Genomic DNA, 26,194 nt, shown 5'->3' with positions numbered 1-26,194 from the left:
CGGCTCCGAGGTTCAACCGGCGCTGGCGCTGTTCTGCTTCTCACGCTCGGCCATACGCTGCTCCAGCTTGGCCAGTTCGGCATCAAGCTCCTTGAGCTGGGCCTGCTTGTCGGCGTCCTTGAGCGTGGCGTTGCTGGCCACTTCGCTGCGCTTCTTGAACAGCTCGAGCTGACGAATCGGCAGCAACTGGTCGTTGTCGGAAGCCTTGAACTGGCCCCACTGCAGGCCTTCGAGCACCTTCTTCTCCTCCGGCTTGGCGCCGTAGGTCATGAAGAAGTTGCGCAGCTTGTCGCGGGTTTCCTGCGGCAGGTTCTTGCGCCAGACGATGGGGTCGGACGGGATCAGCGGCGAAGTCCAGATCACCTTGAGCTGCGCCGCCTTGTCCGGCGCGGTCACTTCCAGGCGTTCCATGCCTTCGCTGTTGAAGGTGCCGACATCGACCTGCTTGTTGGCCACCGACAGCGCGTTGACCTCATGGCTGCCATTGAGCGAGCGCTTGAAGACCTTGCCGGCGTCGACGTTGTTCTGGGCGAACACGTAATAGCCCGGTACCAGGTAGCCGGAGGTGGAGTTGGGGTCGCCGTTGGCGAAGGTCAGGCTCTTGGCGTTCTTGAGCATGTCCTCGACCGAGTTGATCGAGCTGTCCTTGTGCGCCACCAGCAGGCTGTAGTAACCCTGCGCGCCGTTGGCCGCCACGGTCTGGGCGAAGATCTCGCCACCGGCGCGATCAACCGCCTCCATCGCCGACTTGTTGCCATACCAGGCCACATCGACCTTGTCGAAGCGCATGCCCTGTATGATCCCGGCGTAATCAGGCGCGAAGAAGGCGTTGATCTTTACCCCGGTCTGCTTGCTCATGTCGGCGAGGAAGGGATCCCACATCGCCTTGAGGTTCTGCGAAGACTCGGTGGAAATGATGCCGAAGTTGAGTTCCTCGGCGGCCTGGGCCGAGCCCAGCAGGGAACCCGTGACGAGCGCAGAGGCAGCCAGCACCTGGCCGATGCGTTTGAACATGGAGCACACTCCTGTTGCTAGTTGGCGTTGGTTTTTCGAATGAGGTGCTGAGCTCAGGCCTTGGCCAGTGTCAGCGGACGCTCCACGGTCCGTGGGCGCTGCCCTTGCGGCAGCAGCAGGCTGATGTCTAGATCGCCGCCGTAGAGGTCATTGAGGAAATCGGGGTTGAAGCCCGCGGTCGGGCCGTCGAAATGAATGCGCCCGCCCTTGAGCGCCACAGCGCGCTGGCAATAGCGCACCGCGTAGTCAACCTGATGCAGGGTCACCACCACCGTCTTGCCGTCACGACGGTTGATGTCGGCGATAATTTCCATCACCTTGCGCGCCGACTCGGGGTCGAGCGAGGCAATCGGCTCGTCGGCGAGAATCACCTCGGCCTGCTGGCATAGCGCACGGGCGATGGCCACGCGCTGCTGCTGGCCACCGGACAGGGTCGAGGCACGCTGCGCGGCGAACTCGGCCAGCCCTACCCGCTCCAGTGCCTGCATCGCACGCTGCTTCTCTTCGGGATTGAACAGACTGAGGCTGCCGCGCCAACGCGGCATGCGCCCCAGGCCGCCGAGCAGCACGTTCTGCAGCACGCTGAGGCGCCCGACCAAATTGAACTGCTGGAAGATGTAGCCGATATCGGCGCGCTGACGGCGTACATCGCCATTGAGCCGTCCATCGGCCTGCACCGGACGGCCGAGCACTTCGATACTGCCGGCATCCCCGCGTGCCAGCCCGGCGAGATGACGCAACAATGTCGACTTGCCCGAGCCAGAAGCGCCGATCAGTGCCACCATCTCGCCCGGCTGCACCGATAGCGCCAGTTCGAACAGCGCCTGTTTACGGCCGAAGCTCTTGTTCAGACGGTCGACTCGAATCGCTGCGCTCATATGCTGGCCCTCTACTATCATTAACGATAAGAAGGCTGCTAGCTGGCGCCTTCTGGTGTAGACCAAGGTAGGCGCAAGCTGTGTCAGCCCCGTGAACCGGGGATGACGATTGAGTGACCGAAACTTGAAACTTTGATGTTTGAGCGAGGCACCAACATGAGTTCTGCCGAATACCACGCATTTCAGACAATCGGTGCTGGCATAAAGCCGCCACCTGGATCACAATGCGACACGTATTTGGCGTCAAGGAACTGTTCAGATGACCTTCGGGTCGTAATGACGCAGAACGCGATACCGGTTGAACGGCTAGTGCGAAACACGGTCAAACCGGTGACAATCTCGACACTGATTACCAGTATCGCTCCCTGAACTAACCGGTAATGTATGCGCCCTATGAAACAGGCTATTTATTCCAGCCGCACGGCTGACAAATTTGTCGTTCGCTTGCCAGATGGCATGCGTGAGCGTATCGCTGACGTAGCACGCAACCATCACCGCAGCATGAACTCGGAAATCATCGCCCGTCTGGAGCAGAGCATGCTTCAGGAAGGTGCTCTGGATGACGATCTCAGCCTGCGACTCGACAGCCCCGAACTGAGCCTCCATGAGCGTGAATTGCTGCAGCGTTTTCGTCAGTTGTCGCGCCGTCAGCAGAACGCACTGGTCGCTCTGATTGCCCACGACGTAGAAATGGCCGCCGAAGAAGCCTGAAGCGAGCCCATTAAAAAACCGGCCTTGAGCCGGTTTTTTAATGCCCGCCATTCCCCTTCGGGATTTAGGCAAGGCAAGACGCGGAGCGAACTTCGCGCCTGTCAGCCCACGAAGCTGAGCAGTACCCCCGCGGCCACGGCCGAGCCGATCACACCGGCCACGTTAGGCCCCATGGCATGCATCAGCAGGAAGTTCTGTGGGTTGGCTTCCAGGCCGACCTTGTTCGATACCCTTGCCGCCATCGGCACCGCCGACACACCCGCCGAGCCGATCAGCGGGTTGACCTTGTTGCTGCTGAACAGGTTCATCAGCTTGGCCATCAGTACGCCGGCCGCGGTGCCGGCGCAGAACGCCAGCATGCCGAGCATCAGAATGCCCAGGGTCTTGAGCTGCAGGAAGGCGTCTGCCGACAGCTTCGAGCCCACGGTCAATCCGAGGAAGATGGTGACGATATTGATCAGCGCGTTGCGCGAGGTATCGGCCAGACGCTCAACCACGCCAGCCTCACGCAGCAGGTTGCCAAGGGCGAACATGCCGATCAGCGGCGCGGCATCGGGCAGCAGCAGGCCGATGAGGATGCACAGCACGATGGGGAAGACGATCTTCTCGGTCTGCCCCACCGGACGCAGTTGCTGCATGACGATGGCGCGCTCCTCCTTGGTGGTCAGCGCACGCATGATCGGCGGCTGCAACAGCGGCACCAATGCCATGTAGGCGTAGGCGGCAACGGCGATCGGACCGAGCAGATGAGGCGCCAGCTTGGAGGTAACGAAGATCGAGGTCGGCCCGTCCGCCCCGCCAATGATGGCGATGGACGCTGCCTCCTTGAGCGTGAACTCCATACCGGGAATGCCCAGCGCTGTGATCGCCAGGGCGCCGAGCAGCGTACCGAAGATACCGAACTGCGCAGCGGCGCCGAGCAGCAAGGTCTTGGGGTTGGCCAGCATCGGACCGAAGTCGGTCATGGCCCCAACGCCAAGGAAGATCAGTAGCGGGAAGATGCTGGTCGGCAACCCCACTTCATAGATCAGATGCAGGAAGCCCGCGCCTTCGGCCATGTTGGCCACCGGGATGTTCGACAGCAGGCCGCCGAAACCAATGGGTACCAGCAACAGGGGCTCGAAGCCCTTCTTGATGGCCAGGTAGATCAACAGCAGGCACACTGCGATCATGAAGGCCTGGCCAGGCTCCAGGTGATACAGGCCAGTGCTCTGCCAGAGCTTGAGCAGCTTTTCCATGATGCGCTCCTCAGCCGATGGTCAGCAGGCTGTCGCCTACTGCCACTGCGTCACCCACCTTGACGTTGACGGCACCGACGGTGCCGGCCTTGAAGGCGCGGATTTCGGTTTCCATCTTCATCGCCTCGAGGATGATCACCAGTTGCCCTTCCTCGACGGCCTGGCCTGGTTGCACCAGCACCTTGAAGATATTGCCGGCCAGCGGTGCCGCCTGCGGCTCGCCGCCACCCGCTGCGACCGGATCTGGCGCAGCAGCGGCGTTCACGGCGCCACCGACGGGCTTGATACCCTCGATATCGCCACCTTCGCCCACCTTCACGACGAAGGATTTGCCATTGACCTCGACGGTATAGACCTCGGGCTTGCCAGCCTCACGGGTGGGAGCTTCCTTACCGGTAGGCGCCGGCTCGAAGGCCGCCGGGTTGCCGCGGTTTTCCAGAAACTTCAGACCGATCTGCGGGAACAGCGCGTAGGTCAGTACGTCGTCGATCTCGTCAGCGGCAAGCTGGATACCCTTCTCCTGGGCGATGCCCTTGAGTTCGGCGGTCAGCTTGCCCATCTCGGCATCCAGCAGGTCGGCCGGGCGGCAGGTGATAGCCTCGGCGCCATCGAGCACGCGCGCCTGCAACTCGGCATTGAAGGGAGCAGGAGCTGCGCCGTACTCGCCCTTGAGCACGCCGGCGGTCTCCTTGGTAATCGATTTGTAGCGTTCGCCGGTGAGCACGTTGATCACCGCCTGGGTGCCAACGATCTGCGAGGTGGGCGTCACCAGCGGGATGAAACCCAGGTCTTCGCGCACACGCGGAATCTCGGCCAGCACCTGGTCGAACTTGTCCTGGGCGCCCTGCTCTTTCAACTGGCTTTCCATATTGGTGAGCATCCCGCCCGGTACCTGGGCGACCAGGATGCGCGAGTCGACCCCCTTGAGGTTGCCCTCGAACTTCGCGTATTTCTTGCGCACCTCGCGGAAGTACGCGGCGATCTCCTCCAACAGCTCCAGGTTCAGCCCGGTGTCGCGCTCGGTGCCCTGGAACATAGCCACCACCGATTCGGTCGGCGAGTGGCCGTAAGTCATCGACAACGACGAGATGGCGGTGTCGACGTTGTCGATGCCAGCCTCCACTGCCTTGAGAATGGCCACCGACGAAAGTCCCGCAGTCGCGTGGCATTGCATATGGATCGGAATGGCCAGGCTGGCCTTCAGACGCGAGACCAGCTCGAATGCGGTGTAAGGCGTGAGAATCCCTGCCATGTCCTTGATCGCCACCGAATCGGCACCCATGTCTTCGATCTGCTTGGCCAGATCGACCCACATTTCGAGGGTGTGCACCGGACTGGTGGTGTAGGAGATGGTGCCCTGGGCGTGCTTGCCCTGCTGCTTGACGGCCTTGAGTGCGGTTTGCAGATTGCGCGGGTCGTTCATCGCGTCGAACACGCGGAACACGTCGACTCCATTGATGGCGGCACGCTCGACGAATTTCTCCACCACGTCATCGGCGTAGTGGCGGTAGCCCAGCAGGTTCTGCCCGCGCAGAAGCATCTGCTGGCGGGTGTTGGGCATGGCCTTCTTCAGTTCACGGATGCGCTCCCAGGGGTCTTCGCCGAGGTAGCGAATACAGGCATCGAAGGTCGCCCCACCCCAGGACTCCACCGACCAGAAGCCGACCTGATCCAGCTTGGGCGCGATCGGCAGCATGTCTTCCAGGCGCACGCGCGTGGCCAGGATGGATTGGTGGGCGTCACGCAGCACCACATCGGTGATCCCGAGTGCTTGTTTAACGGCAGTCATACAGGTACTCCCTCTGAACCTGATCAACCGCGGCGAGCGCGGTGCTGGGCAATAGCGGATTGAATGGCGGCCAGCGTTTCTGCATCCGGCTCATGGCTGGCCGACTTGGCACTGGATAGTGGAGAGGAAGCGGCAGGAGCCGCAGCAGGTGGAGCAAAGGTCGCGATCAGACGCGACATCAGGCTGACCACACCCACCAGCAACACCAGAAAGACAAACACGAAGCCCATGCCGAACAGCATGAGTTCGACACCCTCAAGCAGTAGTTCACTGGCGGTCATCTTGGCTCCTTTGGCCAGCAGCTCGCGGGCTGCATTCATTATTGATCAGGAGCGCCCAGGGTCAGCGCCCGGGCAAAGCTGCCGAACCTTAGCCTGAAACAAGCGTTTGAAGCAAACGCCAAAAGGGCGGGATTGACCGTTTATGTAGTGGTTTTTGCGCACCCACTACCAAAGAAGGAGAAAAGCGTTGCGAGTAGTCTCAGGAGGCAGAACGCACGCGGGTATCAACGGCAGGCGCCAGCGCCAGAAGCTGCTTGAAGTGGCGCGTCTCGTCTCCAGGCGTGCGCCCGAAGAGCCGCTTGAACTCGCGACTGAACTGCGAAGGGCTCTCATACCCGACGCGCTGCGCCGCGCTGATCGCACTCATATCGCTGCGTATCATCAGCAACCGAGCCTGATGCAGACGCATGGCCTTGAGGTATTGCAACGGCGAGCGACTGGTCATGGCCTTGAAATGCACGTGGAAGGCCGGCACGCTCATGTTGGCGGTCTCAGCCAGTGAAGGCACATCGAGCGCTGACTGATAGTCGCGATGTATGCGCTGCAGGACGCGAGCGATGCGGCCGAAATGGCTGTTCTGCGCCAGGGTCGCGCGCAGGCCACTACCCTGCTCGCCCTGCAGCACACGGAAGACGATCTCACGCATGATCGACGGACCTAGCAGGCGCACCTCATCGGGATCGGCCAAGGCTTCCAGCAGGCGCAACGTCGCGTCACTCAAGCGTGCGTCCATCGGACTGGAATAGAGCGTCGCCGGTGCACTGGTCGAGGGCTCGTCCAGCTCCATCACCAGTTCGGCCACCAACAGCGGATCGACTCGCAGTGCTACACCTAGCATGGGCTCCTCGGCCGTCGCCTCGGTTTCGATGGCAAACGGCAGAGGTAGCGCCAGCACCAGATAGTGCTGCGCATCGTAGACGTACAGATTGCCGTCATGCAGCCCACTCTTGCGCCCCTGGATCACGATCACGATGCTCGGCTCGTACAACGCTGGCGTCACTGGAAGTGGCCGATTGGAGCGCATGAAGGTGATGCCATCCAGTTGCGCCGCGGTATAGCCCTCCTCGGGAGCCAGACGCAGCATCAGCTCAACCATGCGCCGCTTCACGCTCTCTGACTTCGCACTCATGCCTCTTACACCCACTCTTGAGGAAGACCGGCACATTGTAGGAAGCAGTCAATAGAAACAGGCAATATCGAAAGAGTAACGAGACTTAGCAGGCGGTCGGCTCGTGCCTAGCATGGAATCTCCACAACCCAGATGGAGACCGACATGAGCAAAGTCATCCTCATCACCGGTGCCAGCAGCGGCATCGGCGAAGCAATCGCCAGACACCTCGCCAGCCAGGGCCACCAGGTGGTCCTCGGCGCCCGACGCCTCGAACGCCTGCAGACGCTGGTCAACGAGCTGCACGCACAGGGGCGAAGCGCCTCCTGCCGCGCCCTGGACGTAAGCCAGCTACATGACATGCAAGCCTTCGTCGAGCATGCAGAGGCACACTACGGCCCCGTCGACGTCATCATCAACAATGCCGGGGTAATGCCCTTGTCACCGCTAAACGCGCTGAAGGTGGACGAATGGAACCGCATGATCGACGTCAACGTACGCGGCGTACTGCATGGCATCGCGGCAGTGCTGCCAGGCATGGAGCAGCGCGGGCGCGGCCAGATAATCAACATCGCCTCTATCGGCGCCCATGCCGTATCACCGACCGCCGCGGTCTACTGCGCTACCAAGTACGCGGTCTGGGCCATTTCCGAAGGCTTGCGCCAGGAAAACGAGCGCATCCGCGTCACCACCATCTGTCCGGGTGTGGTCGAGTCAGAGTTGGCCGACAACATCACCGATGCCAGCGCCCGAAATGCGATGAAGTCGTTCCGCCGCATCGCCATCACACCGGACGCCATCGCCCGTGCCGTGGCCTATGCAGTCGAGCAGCCCGACGACGTCGATGTCAGCGAAGTCATCGTACGCCCTACCGCCAGCCCCTACTGAACAGGAACGCCCCGATGAAAGCACGCCACCCCCTGATCGCCCTTCTGCTTGGCAGCCTGCTCAGCCTCTCAGCCGTAGCGGACGATGCCACCCAGGAAAACGTCGCGCTGATCCAGAAAGCCTTCGATGACTGGCGCGCCGGCCAGGGCGGTATCTTCAATCTGCTGGCCGAAGATGCGATCTGGGTCGTAGCCGGCAACAGCCCTGTATCGGGCACCTACCGCACGCGCAAAGCCTTCATGGAGGATGCAGTCAAGCCCATTACCGACAAACTGGCGACCCCCATCGTGCCCACCGTTCGCCAGATCGTGGCGCAAGGGTCTCATGTGGTCGCGCATTGGGATGGCGAAGCGACCGCCAAGGACGGCAGTCGCTACGAGAACAGCTATTCCTGGCACATGCAGGTGGAGAATGGCCGGATCACTCGGGTCACGGCCTTTCTCGACACCTGGCGGCTGGTCGAGCTGATGAACTGATTACAGCAGGAAGATCGACGCCAGTCCCAGGAAGATGAAGAAGCCGCCGCTGTCGGTCATGGCGGTGATCATCACGCTGGCCCCCATGGCCGGATCGCGTCCCAGACGTGCCAGGGTCATGGGGATCAGCACCCCCATCAGCGCTGCCAGCAACAGGTTAAGGGTCATCGCCGCAGTCATCACCACGCCCAGCGACCAGCTGTCATACAGATAATAGGCGACACCGCCAATCACCCCGCCCCAGAGAATGCCGTTGATCAGGGAAACGCCCAGCTCCTTGCGCACCAGGCGCGCGGTATTGCCGGTACTGACCTGATCCAGCGCCATGGCGCGCACAATCATGGTGATGGTCTGGTTACCGGAATTGCCACCGATACCGGCGACGATGGGCATCAGTGCTGCCAGCGCCACCAGTTTCTCGATCGAGCCTTCGAACAGGCCGATCACCCTCGAGGCGAGAAACGCAGTGACCAGGTTGATCGCCAGCCAGGCCCAGCGGTTGCGCACCGACTTCCACACCGAGGCGAAGATATCTTCCTCCTCGCGCAAACCGGCCATGTTCAGCACTTCGCTTTCGCTTTCCTCACGGATCAGGTCGACCATTTCGTCGATGGTCAGACGGCCGATCAGCTTGCCGTTCTTGTCCACCACGGGGGCGGAAATCAGGTCGTAACGCTCGAACGCCTGCGCGGCGTCGTAGCCGTCCTCGTCAGGATGGAAGCTCACCGGATCGTCGGCCATGACCTCGCCGACCTGCTTCTCCGGATCGTTGACCAGCAGGCGCTTGATCGGCAGCACGCCCTTGAGTACGCCGTCGTAATCGACCACGAACAGCTTGTCGGTATGGCCCGGCAGCTCCTTGAGGCGGCGCAGATAACGCAGCACCACTTCCAGGCTGACGTCCTCACGGATGGTGACCATCTCGAAGTCCATCAGCGCGCCGACCTGATCTTCCTCATAGGACAGGGCCGAACGCACACGCTCGCGCTGCTGCGCGTCGAGCGACTCCATCAACTCATGAACGACGTCGCGCGGCAGCTCAGGTGCCAGGTCGGCGAGTTCGTCGGCGTCCAGATCCTTGGCTGCAGCGAGAATCTCGTGATCGTCCATGTCGGCGATCAGGGTTTCCCGGACTGCGTCGGAGACTTCCAGCAGGATGTCGCCATCACGCTCGGCCTTGACCAGTTGCCAGACGGTCAGACGCTCATCGAGCGGCAAGGCTTCGAGGATGTGGGCGATGTCAGCGGGGTGCAGATCCTCGAGCTTGCGCTGCAGCTCGGCGAGATTCTGCCGGTGAACCAGATTCTCGACCCGGTCGTGGTGCTGGCCTTCCTGACGATGGGTCAGGTCTTCGACCAGCTTGTGCCGATGCAGCAGTTCGATCACCTGGGCCAGGCGATCCTGCAAGCTCTCTTGCGGCTTCTTGGCTTCTACTTCAGTCATAGCGCGCTCCACCCCCAGTTGGCGGGCACGCCAAAGGGGATCAATCAGGTCTTACACGATTGTGCGAGGGGAGTATTGAGTAACTACTGGGTAAGTCCATGGTGGTATTCCACAAGCCCCGGCGGGGCTGACGCGGCGAATGATAACACCGCAAAACAGCTTTGTACGTGACAAAAGCGCGGCAAGAACAACTGCTTGCATCGCAAACTTCAATCCCGCATGAAAACCTGGCTATGCGACGCCAGTCGTGCACGCCAAGACACCCTGGCACACGAGAAAAAACGGTCTAACCTGAAACGTGTAACGTCATGGAGGACGATTCATGCGAGGACGGCACCTGGCAGCGCTATTCGCCGCTGCGCTTCTCTCCCCTATTGAAGACAGCTCGGCCGCCAGCGTGTTCCGCTGCGTGGGCACTGACGGCCATGTCACCTTCACCCGACACGGCTGCTCCAGCGACCAGGAGCAGCATCTGCAGGACGCGCGCAACCATACGCCAAGCAGCGGCAAGCCCATCCCGCTAGCCACCCCGGACAGACGAAAGGCAACGACGACCGCCAACTCCGGCGAAGTGGTGATAGTCGGCCAGCAGGACGATGGTTGCGGCAACCTGCTGAGCAGCAGCGAGAGGCGCCAGGCGATCATCCGTAAGGAAATTCGCCGCGGCATGAGCCGTGCCGATGTGGAAAACAGCCTGGGCAAACCGGACAGAGTCACGGCCAGCAATGGGCAGCAGCGCTACTACTATCGTGAAAAACGCAAAGGCGGCAACAGCCGACAGGTCAGCTTCGACGAAGCCGGCTGCGTGAAGAAATAACGCACAAAGAAAAAGGGCCTGCATTGCTGCAGGCCCTTTGGGTATGGCGGACTCAGGAGGATTCGAACCTCCGACCGCTCGGTTCGTAGCCGAGTACTCTATCCAGCTGAGCTATGAGTCCACACGTTGGCGCTTTTAGACCAGATCACCGCTGGTTGAAACATGACCTTGCATCGCTGCAGAGCCATTGAATATGGCGGACTCAGGAGGATTCGAACCTCCGACCGCTCGGTTCGTAGCCGAGTACTCTATCCAGCTGAGCTATGAGTCCACACGTTGGCGCTTTTAGACCAGATCACCACTGGTTGAAACAAAATGGCTTGCAGCGATGCAAGCCATTTGAATATGGCGGACTCAGGAGGATTCGAACCTCCGACCGCTCGGTTCGTAGCCGAGTACTCTATCCAGCTGAGCTATGAGTCCGTCTGGTGCTTTTATACCAGATCACCTCTGGTTGATTCGCCAGCCCGGCTTACGCCCGACTCGCTGAATAATGGCGGAGAAGGGGGGATTCGAACCCCCGACACCCTTTTGAGGTGTACTCCCTTAGCAGGGGAGCGCCTTCGGCCACTCGGCCACCTCTCCGCAACACGGGGCGCATGATAAACATGTTTTCCCCGTTTGCAAACAAAAATTTGTAGAAAAATTAGTGGCTTGGTTCGTCACCCTTCTCTTTCTGGATGCGCTGGTAGATTTCTTCACGGTGTACGGCAACCTCTTTAGGCGCATTGACGCCAATACGCACCTGGTTACCTTTCACGCCCAACACGGTGACAGTCACATCATCACCGACCATCAGGGTCTCTCCGACCCGGCGAGTCAGAATCAGCATTCCTTTCTCCTTCACGGATTACATTTTTCAGGACAACAGTCTGCAAAAAGAAAATGGTGCCGGCTCCCTGCTAAAACAAGCCTGAAAGCCTCCACCCAAGTATTGACCAGCCCGCGCAGAAAGAAAGTTCCCGCAAGTCGGTCAAAAAAACGAAAGGCGCGGAACCAGCCGCGCCTTTCGGATCAGATCAATCACTCACCCTGTCGGGCCGGGGCATCCAGCTCGAAGGCAGTATGCAGAGCGCGCACCGCCAGCTCCAGATACTTCTCCTCGATGACCACGGACACCTTGATCTCGGAGGTGGAGATCATCTGGATGTTGATGGTTTCCTTGGCCAGCGCTTCGAACATGCGGCTGGCGACACCGGCGTGGGAACGCATGCCGACACCGACGATCGAAACCTTGGCAATGTTGGTATCCCCCACCACTTCACGGGCACCCAGCTCGTCAGCGGTCTTCTGCAACACGCCCAGGGCGTTGTTGTAGTCGTTACGGTGCACGGTAAAGGTGAAATCAGTGGTGTTATCGTGCGAGACGTTCTGCACGATCATGTCCACTTCGATGTTGGCGGCGCTGATCGGGCCGAGAATCTTGAAGGCGATGCCAGGGATATCCGGCACCCCACGGATGGTCAGCTTGGCTTCGTCGCGATTGAAAGCGATGCCGGAAATGATCGGCTGTTCCATGGATTCCTCTTCATCAAGGGTAATGAGGGTGCCCGGCCCCTCCTGGAAGCTGTGCAGGACGCGCAGCGGGACGTTGTACTTGCCGGCGAACTCCACCGAGCGGATCTGCAGAACCTTGGAACCGAGGCTGGCCATCTCCAGCATCTCTTCGAAGGTAATCTTCTCCAGACGCTGGGCCTTGGGCACCACGCGCGGGTCGGTGGTGTAGACACCATCGACATCGGTATAGATCTGGCACTCGTCGGCCTTCAGCGCCGCCGCCAGAGCCACGCCGGTGGTATCGGAACCGCCACGACCGAGGGTGGTGATGCTGCCATGCTCGTCGACGCCCTGGAAGCCGGCGACGACGACGACACGACCAGCCTTGAGGTCGGCACGAATCTTCTGGTCATCGATGTGCAGAATGCGCGCCTTGTTGTGCGCACTGTCGGTGAGGATGCGCACCTGGTTGCCGGTGTAGGACACCGCCGGCACACCACGCTTGATCAGTGCCATGGCCAACAGGGCGATGGTCACCTGCTCACCAGTGGACACCATCACATCCAGCTCGCGCGGTACCGGCTCGCCGTCGGTGATCTGTTTGGCCAGATCGATCAGGCGGTTGGTTTCGCCACTCATGGCGGATACCACGACGACGATGTCGTCACCCTTCTCGCGGAACTTCTTAACCTTCTCGGCCACCTGCTGGATACGCTCGACGGTGCCGACGGAGGTGCCCCCAAACTTCTGTACGATCAAAGCCATTTCAAAAAGCCGCCTGATTCCTCAAGGGCGCCCATTAAACCCGCATCGGGTCACACTGCCAAGGCCCGCTGGACGCACTGCGGGCCCCGCTTTCACACTATTTACGAAGCCTGCTCGACCAGGGTCGCCGCCAGGGCCAGGGCCTCATCCAGTTTGCCGGCATCGACGCCGCCACCCTGAGCCATGTCAGGGCGACCACCGCCCTTGCCGCCCACGGCCGCAGCGGCCTGACGCATCAGGTCACCGGCCTTGAGCTTGGACGTCAGGTCCTGAGTTACACCAGCGACCAGCACTACCTTTTCCTCGAACACGCCACCGAGCAGGATCACCGCACTGCCCAGCTTGTTCTTCAACTGATCGACCAGCGCCAGCAGCGCCTTGCCATCCAGACCATCGAGACGCGCAGCCAGCACCTTGGTGCCCTTCACGTCCACCGCCGAGCCGGCCAGGTCGTTACCCGCGGCGCTGGCAGCCTTGGCCTTGAGCTGCTCCAGCTCTTTTTCCAGTTGGCGGTTACGCTCGATCAGCGCAGACAGTTTGTCGAGTACGTTGTCACGGCTGCCCTTGACCAGAGAGGCGGCTTCCTTGAGCTGCTCTTCTGCGCCATTGAGGTAAGCCAGCGCGGCTGCACCGGTGACGGCCTCGATACGACGCACACCTGCCGCAACGCCGCCCTCGCTGACGATCTTGAACAGACCGATGTCGCCAGTGCGGGCCACGTGGGTACCGCCGCACAGCTCGACGGAGAAGTCCCCGCCCATACTCAGCACGCGCACCTGATCGCCATACTTCTCACCGAACAGCGCCATGGCGCCCTTGGCCTTGGCGGTTTCGATATCGGTAACCTCGGTCTCTACTACCGAGTTCTCGCGCACCACGCGATTGACGATGTCCTCGAGCTGCTTGATCTGCTCGGGCTTGATCGCCTCGAAGTGGCTGAAGTCGAAACGTAGGCGCTGGCTGTTGACCAGCGAGCCCTTCTGCTGCACGTGGCCACCGAGCACGATGCGCAGGGCTTCGTGCAGCAGGTGAGTCGCCGAGTGGTTAAGCGCAGTGGCCTGGCGCACCTCTGCATCGACCTCGGCCTTGACGCTGGCGCCAACGTTCAGGCCGCCCTTGGCGACCACGCCATGGTGCAGGAAGGCGCCGCCAGCCTTGGTGGTGTCACGCACGTCGAAGCGCACACCGGCACCTTCGAGGAAACCGCAGTCACCGATCTGGCCACCGGACTCGGCATAGAACGGGGTCTGATCCAGCACCACCACGCCCTCCTCGCCTTCGGCGAGGCTGTCGACCGCGGCACCGGCCTTGAACAGGGCGATGATCTTGCCGCTGCCGCTGGTGCCCTCGTAACCGAGGAAGCGGGTGTCGGCGTCGACCTTGACCAGGGCGTTGTAATCCATGCCGAAGGCGCTGGCGGAACGGGCGCGCTCACGCTGCGCCTCCATCTCACGCTCGAAGCCCTCCTCGTCCACCGACAACTCGCGCTCACGGGCGATATCGGCGGTCAGGTCGACCGGGAAGCCGTAGGTGTCGTACAGCTTGAACACCACATCGCCAGGAATGACCGAGCCCTGCAGGCTGGCCAGATCTTGCTCGAGGATCTTCAGGCCCTGTTCCAGGGTCTTGGCGAACTGCTCTTCCTCGGTTTTCAGCACGCGCTCGATATGCGCCTGCTGCTGCTTGAGCTCAGGGAAGGCTTCGCCCATCTCGGCCACCAGCGCGGCGACGATCTGGTAGAAGAAGCTGCCCTTGGCACCCAGCTTGTTACCGTGACGGCAGGCGCGACGCACGATGCGGCGCAGCACGTAGCCACGGCCTTCGTTGGACGGGGTCACGCCGTCGGCGATCAGGAAGCTGCAGGAACGGATATGGTCAGCCACCACCTTCAGCGAGGCCTGACCTTCATTGGCGCAACCGATGGCCTTGGCCGAAGCGGCCAGCAGGTTCTGGAACAGGTCGATCTCGTAGTTCGAGTTGACGTGCTGCAGCACGGCGCTGATGCGCTCAAGGCCCATACCGGTGTCCACGCTCGGCGCCGGTAGCGGGTGCAATACGCCGTCCGCAGTGCGGTTGAACTGCATGAAGACGTTGTTCCAGATTTCGATATAGCGGTCGCCGTCCTCTTCCGGGCTGCCGGGTGGGCCGCCCCAGATGTGCTCGCCGTGGTCGAAGAAGATCTCGGTGCAGGGACCGCACGGGCCGGTATCGCCCATTGCCCAGAAGTTGTCCGAAGCGTACGGCGCGCCCTTGTTGTCGCCGATGCGGATCATGCGCTCGGTGGGGATGCCGACTTCCTTGGTCCAGATGTCGTAGGCCTCGTCATCGGTGGCGTAGACGGTGACCCAGAGCTTTTCCTTGGGCAGGTTCAGCCACTTGTCGGAGGTCAGAAACTCCCAGGCGTAATGAATGGCATCACGCTTGAAATAGTCGCCGAAGCTGAAGTTACCCAGCATCTCGAAGAAGGTGTGGTGGCGCGCGGTGTAGCCGACGTTTTCCAGATCGTTGTGCTTGCCGCCAGCACGCACGCACTTCTGGCTGGTGGTGGCGCGGGTATAGGCGCGCTTTTCCAGGCCCAGGAAGCAGTCCTTGAACTGGTTCATGCCTGCGTTGGTGAACAGCAGGGTCGGGTCGTTCGCCGGGATCAGCGAGCTGGAAGCGACACGGGTGTGCCCTTTTTCTTCGAAGAAGCTCAGGAAGGCTTCACGGATTTCTGCGCTTTTCATAGGGATATCCACGGAATCAGGCGGCCACGGCAAAGCCGGCGAAGCAGACCAAAGCGAGAACGTCGCGAGCGAAGGTCAGGCAAGGCAAAAGCCGGCGAAGAAGCGCAGTTTACAGGTTGTAAATGAGCATTCTGATCGAACTCGCGCACGAGCCGGTTTTTAACACTGCATGACCGAGCGCAGCAGTTATCGCTGCAGTCTGCAAAGGGACGCATTATATCGGCCCTGTCGCCCGCGGCTAGTGCCTTGTTGATAGCCGACAGCTATGAACTGCCGGCATTTCGCTCAATGGGAACGGAAGGTAGCGAACGCCTCGATCACACGCTCGACGCCCGCGCTTCCAACATCCAGATGAGTCACCAGGCGCAGACGCGGCGCAGCACTCACAGCGATGCCTCGTTCGGCCATAAAGCCCTTGATCTGCCCCGCACGCTCGCCAAGTTGCACATAGACCATGTTGGTCTGCACCGGCTCGACGCTATAACCCAGCTCGGTCAACGCCTCGCCCAAGTGTGCGGCCTTGGCGTGATCTTCGGCCAGGCGCTGAACCTGATGTTGCAGAGCATAGAGCCCGGCTGCCGCCAGCACACCTGCCTGACGCATGCCGCCGCCAACCATCTTGCGCAGACGACGCGCCTTGGCGATCAGTGCACTGCTGCCACAGAGCACCGAGCCAACCGGCGCGCCGAGCCCCTTGGACAGGCACACCGACACCGAATCGAAATACTGGGTAATCTCGCGCGCAGGCACCTGCAGCTTGACCGATGCGTTGTACAAACGTGCGCCATCCAGATGCAGGCTCAGGCCCCGACGCAGGGTAAATTCCCGCGCAGCCGCCAGATACTCGAGCGGCAGCACCTTGCCCTGCATGGTGTTTTCCAGTGCCAGCAGACGGGTGCGAGCGAAGTGGAAGTCGTCCTGTTTGATCGCCGCTTCGACCTTGGCCAGGTCCAGCGAGCCATCGGCCTCGCCTTCGATCGGCTGCGGCTGGATGGAACCAAGCACAGCGGCTCCACCGCCCTCGTATTTATAGGTATGCGCCTGCTGGCCGACGATGTATTCGTCACCGCGTTCGCAATGCGCCATCAGGGCCAGCAGGTTACTCATGGTGCCGGTGGGCACGAACAATGCTGCCTCGAAGCCTAGCTCCGCCGCCAACCAGGCCTCCAGGCGATTGACCGTGGGGTCCTCGCCATACACATCGTCACCCAGCTCGGCAGCCATCATGGCTTCGCGCATGGCGGCGGTGGGTTGGGTGACGGTGTCACTACGCAAGTCGATCAGAGGCATGACAGGCTTCCTGGCTTGTTTGGCGAAAAGCCCATGCTAAAGCGCTCACTCGAGCGGAGACAGATACAGTTACGCGATAAAGCAGCTTGCCAACGAGATAACTCGGATGAATCCGGGCTACGCCAAACTGGCACCATTGGCAGGTACGATCAGGATGGCGGCGCGCAGGCCGTTCTTGACCTTGGGATTGGGGAAGATGATGCGCGCGCCCTGCTCTTCCACGATCCAGCGGGTATCGGCGATATCCTCGGCCAGCAGGTAGCCAGGCTCCAGCTCGGTGAAGTTCTCGATATCCGCAGGCACATGCAGCTGGAAGCTATCACTGTGCTTGATGACTTCGCGCGAGACCGAGAACAGTTGCAGGCCATCGAGCGTCGGCTCGCCGTCGATCACCTCACGCCCTTCGATCAGCGCGTGCAGGGCGTTCTCCAGCAGATCGAGGTTGACCAGCTCGTTCTGCCCGAAGGCGCGGGCCTTGCCTAGCTCCAGAGTGAAGGCTTCGGCACCGAGCTGTGCGTAGGTGTAGGCGCTGAAGGTGGTCGATGCCTTGTTCTGCAGCAGCACCGCCTCGATACCGGCAGCGCGCAGACGCTCCAGCTCACGACGGGAATGCGCGCGCCCCTCTTCCCAGGGGTAAAGAGCAAACTGCTCGATCCTGGACGCACGTATCGCGGTATGCAGGTCGTAGTGCAGGCGTGTACGGCCGGTGTCCTTGCCGAAGAAATTGACGACCAGGTGTTCGAGGTCGCAGGCCCTGATCGCCTCGAAGCCGCTGGACTGCTCGTGACGACCGCTGAACAGGCGATTGAGGTCCTGCTCGATGTAACGATCGCCACGGCGCATGGCCTCGGGGTTGCCGAACAGAAAGAGAATGCGCGCGGCCGGATGCAACTCATTGCGAGCGATGCCACGTAACAGGCGGTCGAGCAATTCGATTGGTGCGGTTTCGTTGCCGTGAATGCCGGCCGACAGCAGCAAATCGAGGCCATTGTCGCGCGCTGCAGGCGGAGTCACCTCCAGCGCGCCCTCATCCAGCCAGCGCAGACGCGTGCCATCGGGCGTCAGTTGAATCTTCGCCGACGGCTCATGGCCGGCCAGGGTCAGTTCAAGCAGTTTGCCGAGGGCAAGCATCGAACACTCCTCAAGACTTAGTGATTGCAGTCCGGGCCATGCACATGATCGTCATCATCAGCCAGGGCCGGCTCCATCTCCAGTTGCAGGCTGACCAGGTTGGTCGCCTGCGGACGCAGCAGCAGATTGGCGTACTCGGTATCGCCCTCCTCCACGTCGACACCGATCAGCAACTGATCGCCAACGGCCTGGACCCACAACTCCTTGCCCTGCCACACCACGGCAAAGCGGCTGCAGGAGGTTTCCAGTTGGGTGCCGTCGTTATCTTCGAGAATCAGTTGCAGCGCGTCGCTCATAAAATCTCCGGGAGAGTTGGGTAAGGTGGATGTAACAAGCGACATCCACCCTGCGGGTCAGTTCAGTTGGAAAGGATAGACCGAGCCCAGTTTAAGGATCTGCGTCAGTTCATCCAATGCCGTGCGGCATTCGGTCAGCAATTGCGGGTCGGCCAGATCGGCTTCGCTCAGGCGATCACGGTAGTGCTTGTCGACCCAGGCCACCAGTGTGTCGTGCAACGCATCGCTCATCACCACGCCCGGATTGACCGCCGCCAGCTCATGCTCGTTGAGCGCCACACGCAGGCGCAGGCAGGCCGGGCCGCCGCCGTTCTGCATGCTCTGCTTGAGGTCGAATACACGGACTTCGCGGATCGGCCCGTTACCAGCGGTCAGCTGCTGCAGATAGCGCCAGACGCTGGCATTGTTGCGGCACTCTTCCGGCACGATCAGCAGCATGCTGCCATCGGTTCGACTCAGTAGCTGGCTGTTGAACAGGTAGGAACGCACCGCATCCTGCACGCTGACGGCAGAGCCCGGCACGCACACGGGCTGGAAGCTGCCGCCACGCCGCGCCAGCTTGGCGCCCAGTTCGGCCAGGACCTTGTCGGTATCGAGGAAGGCGTCCTGGTGATAGAACAGCACCTCACCGTTGCCCACGGCGATCACGTCGTTGTGGAACACACCCTGATCGATCACCGCCGGGTTCTGCTGGGCATAGACCACACCCTCCTCGCTCAGCCCGTGCAGGCGCGCCACGGCCTGGCTGGCCTCCAAAGTCTGTCGCGCGGGATAGCGTGCCGGCGCCGGATAACGGGTATCGAAGGCGCTGCGCCCATAGACGAAGAACTCGACCCCGGCATCGCCATAGCCCTTGCAGAAACGCGTGTGGTTGGCCGCGCCCTCGTCACCGAACTGCGCCACGGCAGGCAGTGCCGGGTGATGGGCAAAATGTGCCTGGTTGGCGAACATCGCCTGCAATACGCGGCTGGTGGTCGGGTGCTCGATGCTGCGGTGGAACTTGCAGTTGAGGTTGGCGGCAGTGAAGTGCACACGCCCGTCCGCCGTATCGGCGCTGGGGCTGACGGTGCAGGAGTTGGCCGTCCACATGCTCGATGCCGAGCAGCTTGCCACCAACAGCGGCATGGCCTCACGCGCTGCGCGCTGGATCACCTCGACATCGCTGCCGGTGAAGCCCAAACGGCGCAACGCAGCGACGTCCGGGCGCTCCTGCGGGGCCAATACGCCCTGCTTGAAGCCCATGTCCATCAGCGCCTTCATCTTCGCCAGGCCCTGCTTGGCTGCTTCCCGAGGGCTCGACACGACCTGGCTGTTGCTTTGCGAGGCGACGTTGCCGTAGGACAATCCACCGTAGTTGTGCGTCGGCCCGACCAGGCCGTCAAAGTTCATCTCATAGGCGGCCATCACAGGGTCACTCCCGGGGTCAGGGTCGCGGGCAGGGCCAGGCTTTCGCTCTCCAACCCGGCCACCGGGTAGGCGCAATAATCGGCGGCGTAGTAGGCGCTGGCGCGGTGGTTGCCCGAGGCGCCGATACCGCCGAAGGGTGCCGTGCTGGCGGCCCCGGTGAGCTGCTTGTTCCAGTTGACGATGCCGGCGCGGCTATGCAGCCAGAATTGCTCGAAGCGCGCGCGCGAGTCGGACAACAGCCCCGCAGCCAGGCCGTAAACGGTAGCGTTGGCTTCGGCGATGGCGGACTCGAAGCTGTCGTAGCGGATCACCTGCAGCAGCGGGCCGAAGAACTCCTCGTCAGGACGGTCGCTCACCGCCGTGACATCGAGGATGCCGGGCGTAAGCAGTGCGGCGCCCGCCTGGGGTTGCGTCATCGCCAGCAGCGCCGTGGCGCCACCGGCGAGCAGGTCCTGCTGCGCCTGCATCAGTTGAGCGGCAGCCTGCAGGGAAATCACCGCCCCCATGAACGGTGCTGGCTGCTCGTCGAAGCGCCCCACCTTGATCTGCCCGGCAACCTGCACCAGGCGCGCCAGCAGGGCGTCGCCCCACTCCCCCTGCGGCACCAGCAGGCGGCGGGCACAGGTGCAGCGTTGGCCCGCAGAGATGAATGCGGACTGGACGATGGTGTAGACCGCCGCGTCGACATCGGCCACCTCATCGACGAGCAGTGGGTTGTTACCGCCCATCTCCAGCGCCAGTATCTTGTCCGGGCGCCCGGCGAACTGAGCGTGCAGCAGGTTGCCGGTGCGGCTGGAGCCGGTGAAGAACAGCCCGTCGATGCCGGGGTGACCAGCCAGGGCAATACCGGTTTCACGGCCACCCTGCAGCAGGCTGAGCACGCCTTCAGGCAGCCCGGCCTCGATCCAGCATTGCACGGTCAGCTCGGCCACCCTGGGCGTCAGCTCGCTAGGCTTGAACAGCACGCAGTTACCGGCCAGCAGGGCCGGCACGATATGCCCGTTGGGCAGGTGGCCGGGGAAGTTGTAGGGACCGAACACCGCCACCACGCCATGTGGCTTATGCCGCAACACGGCTGTGGCGTCGCCCAGTGGGCCGCTCTTCTCGCCGGTACGCTCGCGATAGCTCTGGATGGAAATGGCGACCTTGCCCACCATGCTGTTCACTTCGGTGGCAGCTTCCCACAGCGGCTTGCCGGTCTCTTCGCCGATCGCCCGCGCCACTTCGTCGGCACGCGTTTTCAGGCGGGCGGCGAACCGCTCCAGCACCGCGATGCGGCCATCCAGCGAATGCGCTGCCCATAGCGAGAACGCGCCGCGCGCCGCCGCAACGGCAGCATCGACCTGCGCAGCGGTGGCGCCCAGGCCCTGCCAGAGCACGGTCTGGCTGACCGGATCGAGCGATTGCAGCGGCTCGCCCTGACCGGACTGCCACTGACCTGCGATGTAATGAGTGTTCATCTTGTTCTACCACTCCCAGCATTTTCCAGCGGCCGGCCTGCGCCGCTGCACAAACCCATAACTCAGCCGTGTGCCGCCAGCGCCACCGCCCGCACCTGATCGCCAGCCGATAGGCGCAGGCGCTTGGCGGTCAGCGGATCGACCACCAGCGTGCCTGCCGCCATACGCGCCGGCGCAGCGGTAATGCGGCAGTCATGACGCTTGCGGTTGTGCACCAGGAACGGCTCGGCGTCGTCGCCTGGCGTGCCGATGGCCAGCACCAGGTTCTGACTGTCGCGCACAGCGCGGATCTTCGCGGTTTCCGCCTCGATGGCCGGGCCTGCATCGAATATGTCGACGTAGCCCTGATAGCTGAACCCCTCGGCCTTGAGCATGGCCAGCGCAGGCTCGGTGTCCGGGTGCACACGGCCGATCACGGCACGCGCATCTTCGGAGAGAAAGCAGGTGTAAAGCGGAAACTTGGGCATCAGCTCGGCAATGAAGGCCTTGTTACCCACGCCGGTGAGGTAGTCGGCCTGGGAGAATTCCATCTTGAAGAAATGCCGGCCGAGGCTTTCCCAGAACGGTGAACGCCCGCGGTCGTCCGACATGCCGCGCATCTCGGCGATGACCTTGTCGCCGAACAGCTCGCGAAACTCGGCGATGAACAGAAGGCGCGCCTTCGACAGCAAGCGACCATTGAGGCCGCTGCGGTGATCGGCGTGCAGGAACAGCGAGCACAACTCGGAATTGCCGGTCAGGTCGTTGGCCATGAACAGCGTCGGCACCTGGCGATGGATGTTCAGCTCCTGCGAAGCACTGACGGTCAGGCCGACGCGGTAGTTGTACCAGGGCTCACGCAGGCCGACAGCGCCGGCCACCGCAGAAATGCCCACTACCTTGCCGGTATCGTCTTCGAGTACGAACAGGTAGTCGGCATCGGCACGTTCGGCCTCGCCGCGAAAGGCCTTCTCCGCCCAGCCGACCCGATGCGCCAGGCGCTCCTCGTTGGCCGGCAGCGTGGTCAGGCCGGCGCCGGTACTGCGAGCCAGGTCGATCAGGGCCGGCAAGTCGGCGCTGCGCACGGGACGAACGATCATAAATCCTCCAGATTCCTCAAGAGTACCGTCGGCACTCTCATCCGCCCTCGAAGGGGCGCCCTCTCCAGCCGGAGCAGAGCCTGTTAAACCGCTACCAACCTGACGCTGGCACCTTCCCCCACTCCCAGCGCCTCGGCCGCCTGCACACTGAGCACCACGGGCTTGCCCGGCACCCAGTCGAGGTCGGCGACGATGGCGCGGAAGTCCTGCAGCTGGCCATTGCTGACCAGGTACTGGCGCCCACCCGCCTCGGCCTCACCGATCTTCACCGGCACCAGGCGGCTTTGCGCAATGCTGCGAATGCCCGAGGTGCGCGCATGTAGGGTCGGGCCACCGTCGAAGATGTCGATGTAGTGATCGGTCTCGAAGCCTTCGCGCATGAGGATGTCAAAGGTGATCTGCGCACGCGGGTGCACCTGCCCCATGGCCTCCTGGGCCTCGTCGGAGAGCAGCGGCACGTAGATCGGGTAATGCGGCATCAGCTCGGCAAGGAAGGTGCGGCTCTTGAGGCCGCATAGGCGCTCGGCCTCGGCGTAGGTCATGTCGAAGAAGTTGCGCCCCACCGCATCCCAGAACGGCGAATCACCGTTCTCGTCGCTATGGCCGACGATCTCCACCACGACCGCGTCGGCGAAGCGCTCCGGGTGCCCGGCCATGAACAACAGGCGCCCACGCGAATTGAGCTCGGCGAACGCGCTGCTGACCAGCGGGCGCTCGACATAGAAGCTTGTGAGCAGGCTATTGCCGGTCAGGTCGTGACACAGCGACAGCACATGAATCTTGTTGTGGATCTTCAGCTCTCGCGAGTTGTGTACGAAGGTTTCGTTGCGAAAGCTGTAGAAAGGCTCGGAATAGCCAGCCGAGGCGACGATCCCGGAGCAGCCGACCAGTCGACCGCTGTCGGTGTCCTCGAGGACGAAGAAGTAACTTTCCTCTCCATTGAAACTGACTTCGGCGGCGAAGGATGCCTCCGATGCGGCGATCTTGTCGCCCAGCCGGCCTGCATCGTCCGGCAATGAAGTGACGCCCACCGGGCTGTCAGCAGCCAGTCGCTGCACATCGGCCAGGTCCGCCATTTGCGCAGGGCGCATCACCAGCATGGGTCACTCCTTCTAAACACGGAATCTATAGGACTCGCAGCCAGGGTCAGGCGGACAACCGTGGGAGGCGCTTCAGCCGCGATTGTCGCGGCTAAAGCCCCTCCCACAGTCAGTCAGCAAGAGCTCAGGCCGCAGTCAGTTTGCTCAGCGCACGCTCGAAACGGGCCAGGCCTTCTTCGATATCGGCATCTTCGACCACCAGGCTCGGGGCGAAGCGCACCACGTCCGGACCGGCCTGCAGAATCATCAGGCCTTCGGCTGTGGCGGCATCGAGCACCTGCTTGGCCTTGCCCTGCCACGCGTCATTCAACACGCAACCAAGGAGAAGCCCCATGCCGCGCACCTGCTCGAACAGGCCGTACTGTTTGCCCAGCGCCAGCAGACGGGTCTTGAACTGTTCGCTCTTGGCCTTGACGCCGTCCAGCGTCTGACGGGTGTTGACGATGTCCAGCACTGCCTCACCAACGGCACAGGCCAGCGGGTTACCACCGTAGGTGGTGCCGTGGGTGCCGGGCGAGAAATGCTTGGCCAGATCGGTGGTGGTGAGCATCGCCGCGATGGGGAAGCCACCGCCCAGGCTCTTGGCGCTGGAGAGAATGTCCGGCACCACGCCGTAATTCATATAGGCAAACAGCTCGCCGGTACGGCCCATGCCACTCTGCACCTCATCGAACACCAGCAGCGCATTGTGCGCGTTGCACAGCTCGCGGGCGCCTTCCAGATAGGCCTTGTCCGCCGGCAGCACACCGCCTTCGCCCTGCACGGGCTCCAGCACCACGGCGCAGGTCTTGTCCGAGATGGCGGCTTTCAGCGCCTCCAGATCGTTATAGGGCACATGGGTGATGCCCTGGATCTTCGGCCCGAAACCGTCGGAGTACTTCGGCTGGCCACCGACACTGACGGTGAACAGGGTGCGGCCGTGAAAGCTGTTGGTCGCCGCGATGATCTCGTGCTTTTCCGGACCGAAACGGTCATGAGCGACGCGACGCGCCAGCTTGAACGCGGCCTCGTTGGCCTCGGCACCGGAGTTGCAGAAGAACACGCGCTCGGCGAAGGTCGCCTCGACCAGCTTCTTGCCCAGGCGCAGGGTCGGCTCGTTGGTGAATACGTTGGAGATGTGCCACAGGGTATTGGCCTGCTCGGTCAGCGCCGCGACCAGCGCCGGGTGGCAGTGGCCCAGCACGTTGACGGCGATGCCGCCAGCGAAGTCGATCAGCTCTCGACCGCTCTGATCCCAGACTCGCGAACCCAGGCCGCGCACGGGAACGAAGGCAGCAGGGGCGTAGTTGGGGACCATGAACTGGTCGAAGTCGGCGCGTTGCACCGCATCGTGCTGAACGGACATCAAAGCTCTCCTGATGAGAAATACCGGTCGCAGGCAGGCGACAAAGCGCCCGAAACGACAGGGAATGCAAGGATTGTAGGGACTGAATTGGGGCCGGCATTGTCGCCATGCGACAACTTCTTACAGCGCTACCCCAGGTTTTCCGCGGGTTTTCGTCCAAGCGACAGAAAGCGTCGGAAAGGCGCAGTTTAATCGCAGATCGCCGCTGGGAGCACGCTGCTAGAAAAAATCTCCGCAGGCTGACTGGTCGGTATCGAAAGTCCTGCTTGCGTAACCATGCACGACCTACTCCCTCTCCCATTTATGGGAGAGGGCTGGGGAGAGGGTGGCTCAGGCAACTCGGAGTGTCGGACAGCCCCTCTCCCCCGCCCCTCTCCCGCAAGCGGGAGAGGGGAGACAAGCTTGTAGAAGACGCCGCCTCAGCCCCGCTCGACTGGCGTCGAGGTCAACTCGAAGGGGCTGTTGCTGCGGCGCTGGTTGCGATCATCGCGCGGGGTGGCGCCGAAGAAGTTGCGATAGGCGCTGGAGAAGTGCGGCCCCGAGGAGAAGCCGCAGGACAGGCCAATCTGGATGATCGACTTGCTGGTCTGCATCAGCAATTGGCGCGCCTTGTTCAGGCGCAGCTCCAGGTAGTACTGACTGGGTACACGATTGAGATACTGCTTGAAGATGCGTTCCAACTGCCGGCGCGACACGCATACGTGCTGGGCGATCTCGTCGGTGGTCAGCGGCTCCTCGATATTGGCCTCCATCAGCAGCACGGCCTGGGTCAGCTTCGGGTGGCTGGAGCCCAGGCGATTTTGCAACGGAATACGCTGACGCTCACCGCCCTCACGAATGCGCTCGACCACCAGCTCCTCGCTCACCGCACCAGCCAGTTCGGCACCATGGTCACGCGCCAGCACCGCCAGCAGCAGATCGAGCACGGCCATGCCGCCGCAGGCTGTCAGACGATCACGATCCCAGTCGAACAAGTGGCTGGTGGCGATGACCTTGGGGAAGCGCTCGGAGAAATCATCCTGCCAACGCCAGTGCACCGCGGCGCGATAGCCATCGAGCAAACCAAGCTGGGCCAGCGGATAGACCCCGGCAGACAGCCCGCCAATCACGCAACCGCTACGCACCTGCTGCTTGAGCGCAGCCGCCAGGCCGGCGGACACCTGCGCTGGCGGCGCATCGGCAAGCAGGAACAGCTTGTCCAGCCCCTCCAGATGCCCGGCCCAGGGCTCGCCCGGTAGACGCCAGTCACCGGCCGCCAGCGGCTCGGCCTGAAGGAACACCAGCTCGTACACCACTTCCGGATGCACCCGCTGGGCGACGCGCAGGGCCTCCTCCGCCAGAGACAGAGTCAAAGCCTTGGTGCCAGGCCAGTACAAAAAGCCAATTCGATGGGGGGTCATTAGTGTCTGTTCAAGGTCCGCTGTGCACCGGTTCAGTGCGCAGTCTAGCTTCTTA

At 62.2% G+C, this 26,194-nt stretch carries 23 protein-coding genes and 4 tRNA genes; 4 read left to right on the top strand and 23 right to left on the bottom strand.

The annotated features are described in order from the left end of the window. Positions 1-12: 12 nt before the first annotated feature. On the bottom strand, positions 13-1,014 hold the full coding sequence (phnD, locus tag EL191_RS08965) for a phosphonate ABC transporter substrate-binding protein (RefSeq protein WP_041978225.1): 1,002 nt from the start codon (positions 1,012-1,014) through the stop codon (positions 13-15). A 53-nt stretch (positions 1,015-1,067) separates the two neighbouring features. Further along, the gene (gene phnC, locus EL191_RS08960; RefSeq protein WP_013714899.1) at positions 1,068-1,892 is read right to left on the bottom strand and encodes a phosphonate ABC transporter ATP-binding protein; all 825 of its coding nucleotides are present in this window, start codon (positions 1,890-1,892) and stop codon (positions 1,068-1,070) included. A 384-nt stretch (positions 1,893-2,276) separates the two neighbouring features. Between phnC and EL191_RS08955 the strand changes: the two genes are divergently transcribed. Next, positions 2,277-2,603 (top strand): Arc family DNA-binding protein, encoded by a 327-nt coding sequence (locus EL191_RS08955; protein WP_003461866.1) that lies wholly within the window; start codon positions 2,277-2,279, stop codon positions 2,601-2,603. A 101-nt stretch (positions 2,604-2,704) separates the two neighbouring features. Here the strand turns inward: EL191_RS08955 and EL191_RS08950 are convergent, their stop codons facing one another. The 4 genes from EL191_RS08950 to EL191_RS08935 all read right to left on the bottom strand — a co-directional run bounded on the left by EL191_RS08950 (position 2,705) and on the right by EL191_RS08935 (position 7,007). Further along, the gene (locus tag EL191_RS08950) at positions 2,705-3,841 is read right to left on the bottom strand and encodes a sodium ion-translocating decarboxylase subunit beta (protein WP_041978168.1); all 1,137 of its coding nucleotides are present in this window, start codon (positions 3,839-3,841) and stop codon (positions 2,705-2,707) included. A 10-nt stretch (positions 3,842-3,851) separates the two neighbouring features. Continuing rightward, positions 3,852-5,630: a sodium-extruding oxaloacetate decarboxylase subunit alpha gene (gene oadA, locus EL191_RS08945; protein WP_017362482.1), complete on the bottom strand. Its 1,779-nt coding sequence runs from the start codon at positions 5,628-5,630 to the stop codon at positions 3,852-3,854. Between the two features lie 23 nt (positions 5,631-5,653). Then, complete coding sequence (locus tag EL191_RS08940) at positions 5,654-5,911, bottom strand: OadG family transporter subunit (protein WP_026042071.1); 258 nt, start codon at positions 5,909-5,911, stop codon at positions 5,654-5,656. Positions 5,912-6,110: 199 nt separating this feature from the next. Next, positions 6,111-7,007, bottom strand: a complete 897-nt coding sequence (locus EL191_RS08935; RefSeq protein WP_013714894.1) for an AraC family transcriptional regulator — start codon at positions 7,005-7,007, stop codon at positions 6,111-6,113. Positions 7,008-7,184: 177 nt separating this feature from the next. On the opposite strand from EL191_RS08935, the gene EL191_RS08930 reads away from it, so the two are divergent. Together EL191_RS08930 and EL191_RS08925 are read left to right on the top strand one after the other, a co-directional pair. Further along, the gene (locus EL191_RS08930) at positions 7,185-7,907 is read left to right on the top strand and encodes an SDR family oxidoreductase (protein WP_041978163.1); all 723 of its coding nucleotides are present in this window, start codon (positions 7,185-7,187) and stop codon (positions 7,905-7,907) included. 14 nt (positions 7,908-7,921) lie between these two features. Continuing rightward, the gene (locus EL191_RS08925) at positions 7,922-8,383 is read left to right on the top strand and encodes a nuclear transport factor 2 family protein (RefSeq protein ID WP_041978160.1); all 462 of its coding nucleotides are present in this window, start codon (positions 7,922-7,924) and stop codon (positions 8,381-8,383) included. On the opposite strand, the gene mgtE is transcribed toward EL191_RS08925, so the two are convergent. Then, on the bottom strand, positions 8,384-9,826 hold the full coding sequence (gene mgtE / locus EL191_RS08920) for a magnesium transporter (RefSeq protein ID WP_013714891.1): 1,443 nt from the start codon (positions 9,824-9,826) through the stop codon (positions 8,384-8,386). Between the two features lie 322 nt (positions 9,827-10,148). On the opposite strand from mgtE, the gene bamE reads away from it, so the two are divergent. After that, positions 10,149-10,643: an outer membrane protein assembly factor BamE domain-containing protein gene (bamE, locus tag EL191_RS24555; RefSeq protein WP_041978157.1), complete on the top strand. Its 495-nt coding sequence runs from the start codon at positions 10,149-10,151 to the stop codon at positions 10,641-10,643. Positions 10,644-10,687: 44 nt separating this feature from the next. Here bamE and EL191_RS08910 read toward each other — a convergent pair. The 16 genes from EL191_RS08910 to argR all read right to left on the bottom strand — a co-directional run bounded on the left by EL191_RS08910 (position 10,688) and on the right by argR (position 26,139). Beyond that, positions 10,688-10,764 (bottom strand) — tRNA-Arg (locus EL191_RS08910). 73 nt (positions 10,765-10,837) lie between these two features. Beyond that, a tRNA-Arg gene (locus tag EL191_RS08905) sits at positions 10,838-10,914 on the bottom strand. 75 nt (positions 10,915-10,989) lie between these two features. Then, a tRNA-Arg gene (locus EL191_RS08900) sits at positions 10,990-11,066 on the bottom strand. A gap of 71 nt (positions 11,067-11,137) precedes the next feature. After that, positions 11,138-11,228 (bottom strand) — tRNA-Ser (locus tag EL191_RS08895). Positions 11,229-11,289: 61 nt separating this feature from the next. Continuing rightward, the gene (gene csrA, locus EL191_RS08890) at positions 11,290-11,475 is read right to left on the bottom strand and encodes a carbon storage regulator CsrA (protein ID WP_003244478.1); all 186 of its coding nucleotides are present in this window, start codon (positions 11,473-11,475) and stop codon (positions 11,290-11,292) included. A gap of 191 nt (positions 11,476-11,666) precedes the next feature. Beyond that, complete coding sequence (locus EL191_RS08885) at positions 11,667-12,905, bottom strand: aspartate kinase (RefSeq protein ID WP_013714888.1); 1,239 nt, start codon at positions 12,903-12,905, stop codon at positions 11,667-11,669. 101 nt (positions 12,906-13,006) lie between these two features. After that, complete coding sequence (gene alaS / locus EL191_RS08880; protein WP_041978150.1) at positions 13,007-15,631, bottom strand: alanine--tRNA ligase; 2,625 nt, start codon at positions 15,629-15,631, stop codon at positions 13,007-13,009. Positions 15,632-15,916: 285 nt separating this feature from the next. Further along, positions 15,917-16,921: a low-specificity L-threonine aldolase gene (gene ltaE / locus EL191_RS08875; protein WP_041978147.1), complete on the bottom strand. Its 1,005-nt coding sequence runs from the start codon at positions 16,919-16,921 to the stop codon at positions 15,917-15,919. A gap of 117 nt (positions 16,922-17,038) precedes the next feature. After that, a complete protein-coding gene (gene astE, locus EL191_RS08870; protein WP_041978144.1) occupies positions 17,039-18,052 on the bottom strand; it encodes a succinylglutamate desuccinylase in 1,014 nt (337 codons plus the stop codon). Positions 18,053-18,069: 17 nt separating this feature from the next. After that, complete coding sequence (locus EL191_RS08865; RefSeq protein ID WP_017361446.1) at positions 18,070-18,348, bottom strand: topoisomerase II; 279 nt, start codon at positions 18,346-18,348, stop codon at positions 18,070-18,072. A gap of 57 nt (positions 18,349-18,405) precedes the next feature. Further along, on the bottom strand, positions 18,406-19,752 hold the full coding sequence (astB, locus tag EL191_RS08860) for an N-succinylarginine dihydrolase (RefSeq protein WP_041978142.1): 1,347 nt from the start codon (positions 19,750-19,752) through the stop codon (positions 18,406-18,408). Then, complete coding sequence (astD, locus tag EL191_RS08855) at positions 19,752-21,215, bottom strand: succinylglutamate-semialdehyde dehydrogenase (protein WP_013714882.1); 1,464 nt, start codon at positions 21,213-21,215, stop codon at positions 19,752-19,754. The genes astB and astD overlap by 1 nt, the downstream gene beginning before the upstream one ends. 62 nt (positions 21,216-21,277) lie before the next feature. Then, on the bottom strand, positions 21,278-22,294 hold the full coding sequence (gene astA / locus EL191_RS08850) for an arginine N-succinyltransferase (protein WP_041978139.1): 1,017 nt from the start codon (positions 22,292-22,294) through the stop codon (positions 21,278-21,280). An 83-nt stretch (positions 22,295-22,377) separates the two neighbouring features. After that, complete coding sequence (gene aruF / locus EL191_RS08845; protein WP_017361449.1) at positions 22,378-23,394, bottom strand: arginine/ornithine succinyltransferase subunit alpha; 1,017 nt, start codon at positions 23,392-23,394, stop codon at positions 22,378-22,380. Positions 23,395-23,518: 124 nt separating this feature from the next. After that, positions 23,519-24,739 carry an aspartate aminotransferase family protein gene (locus EL191_RS08840; RefSeq protein ID WP_013714879.1) on the bottom strand — a complete coding sequence of 407 codons (1,221 nt, stop codon included), beginning with the start codon at positions 24,737-24,739 and terminating at the stop codon, positions 23,519-23,521. 419 nt (positions 24,740-25,158) lie between these two features. Beyond that, entirely contained in the window at positions 25,159-26,139 is a 981-nt protein-coding gene (argR, locus tag EL191_RS08835) for a transcriptional regulator ArgR (protein ID WP_026041958.1), read from the bottom strand. Positions 26,140-26,194: the final 55 nt, after the last annotated feature.

Source organism: Pseudomonas mendocina (genome assembly GCF_900636545.1).
In the GTDB taxonomy this organism is placed as follows: Bacteria; Pseudomonadota; Gammaproteobacteria; order Pseudomonadales; family Pseudomonadaceae; genus Aquipseudomonas; species Aquipseudomonas mendocina.
This window is presented reverse-complemented; position numbering and strand designations above follow the sequence as displayed.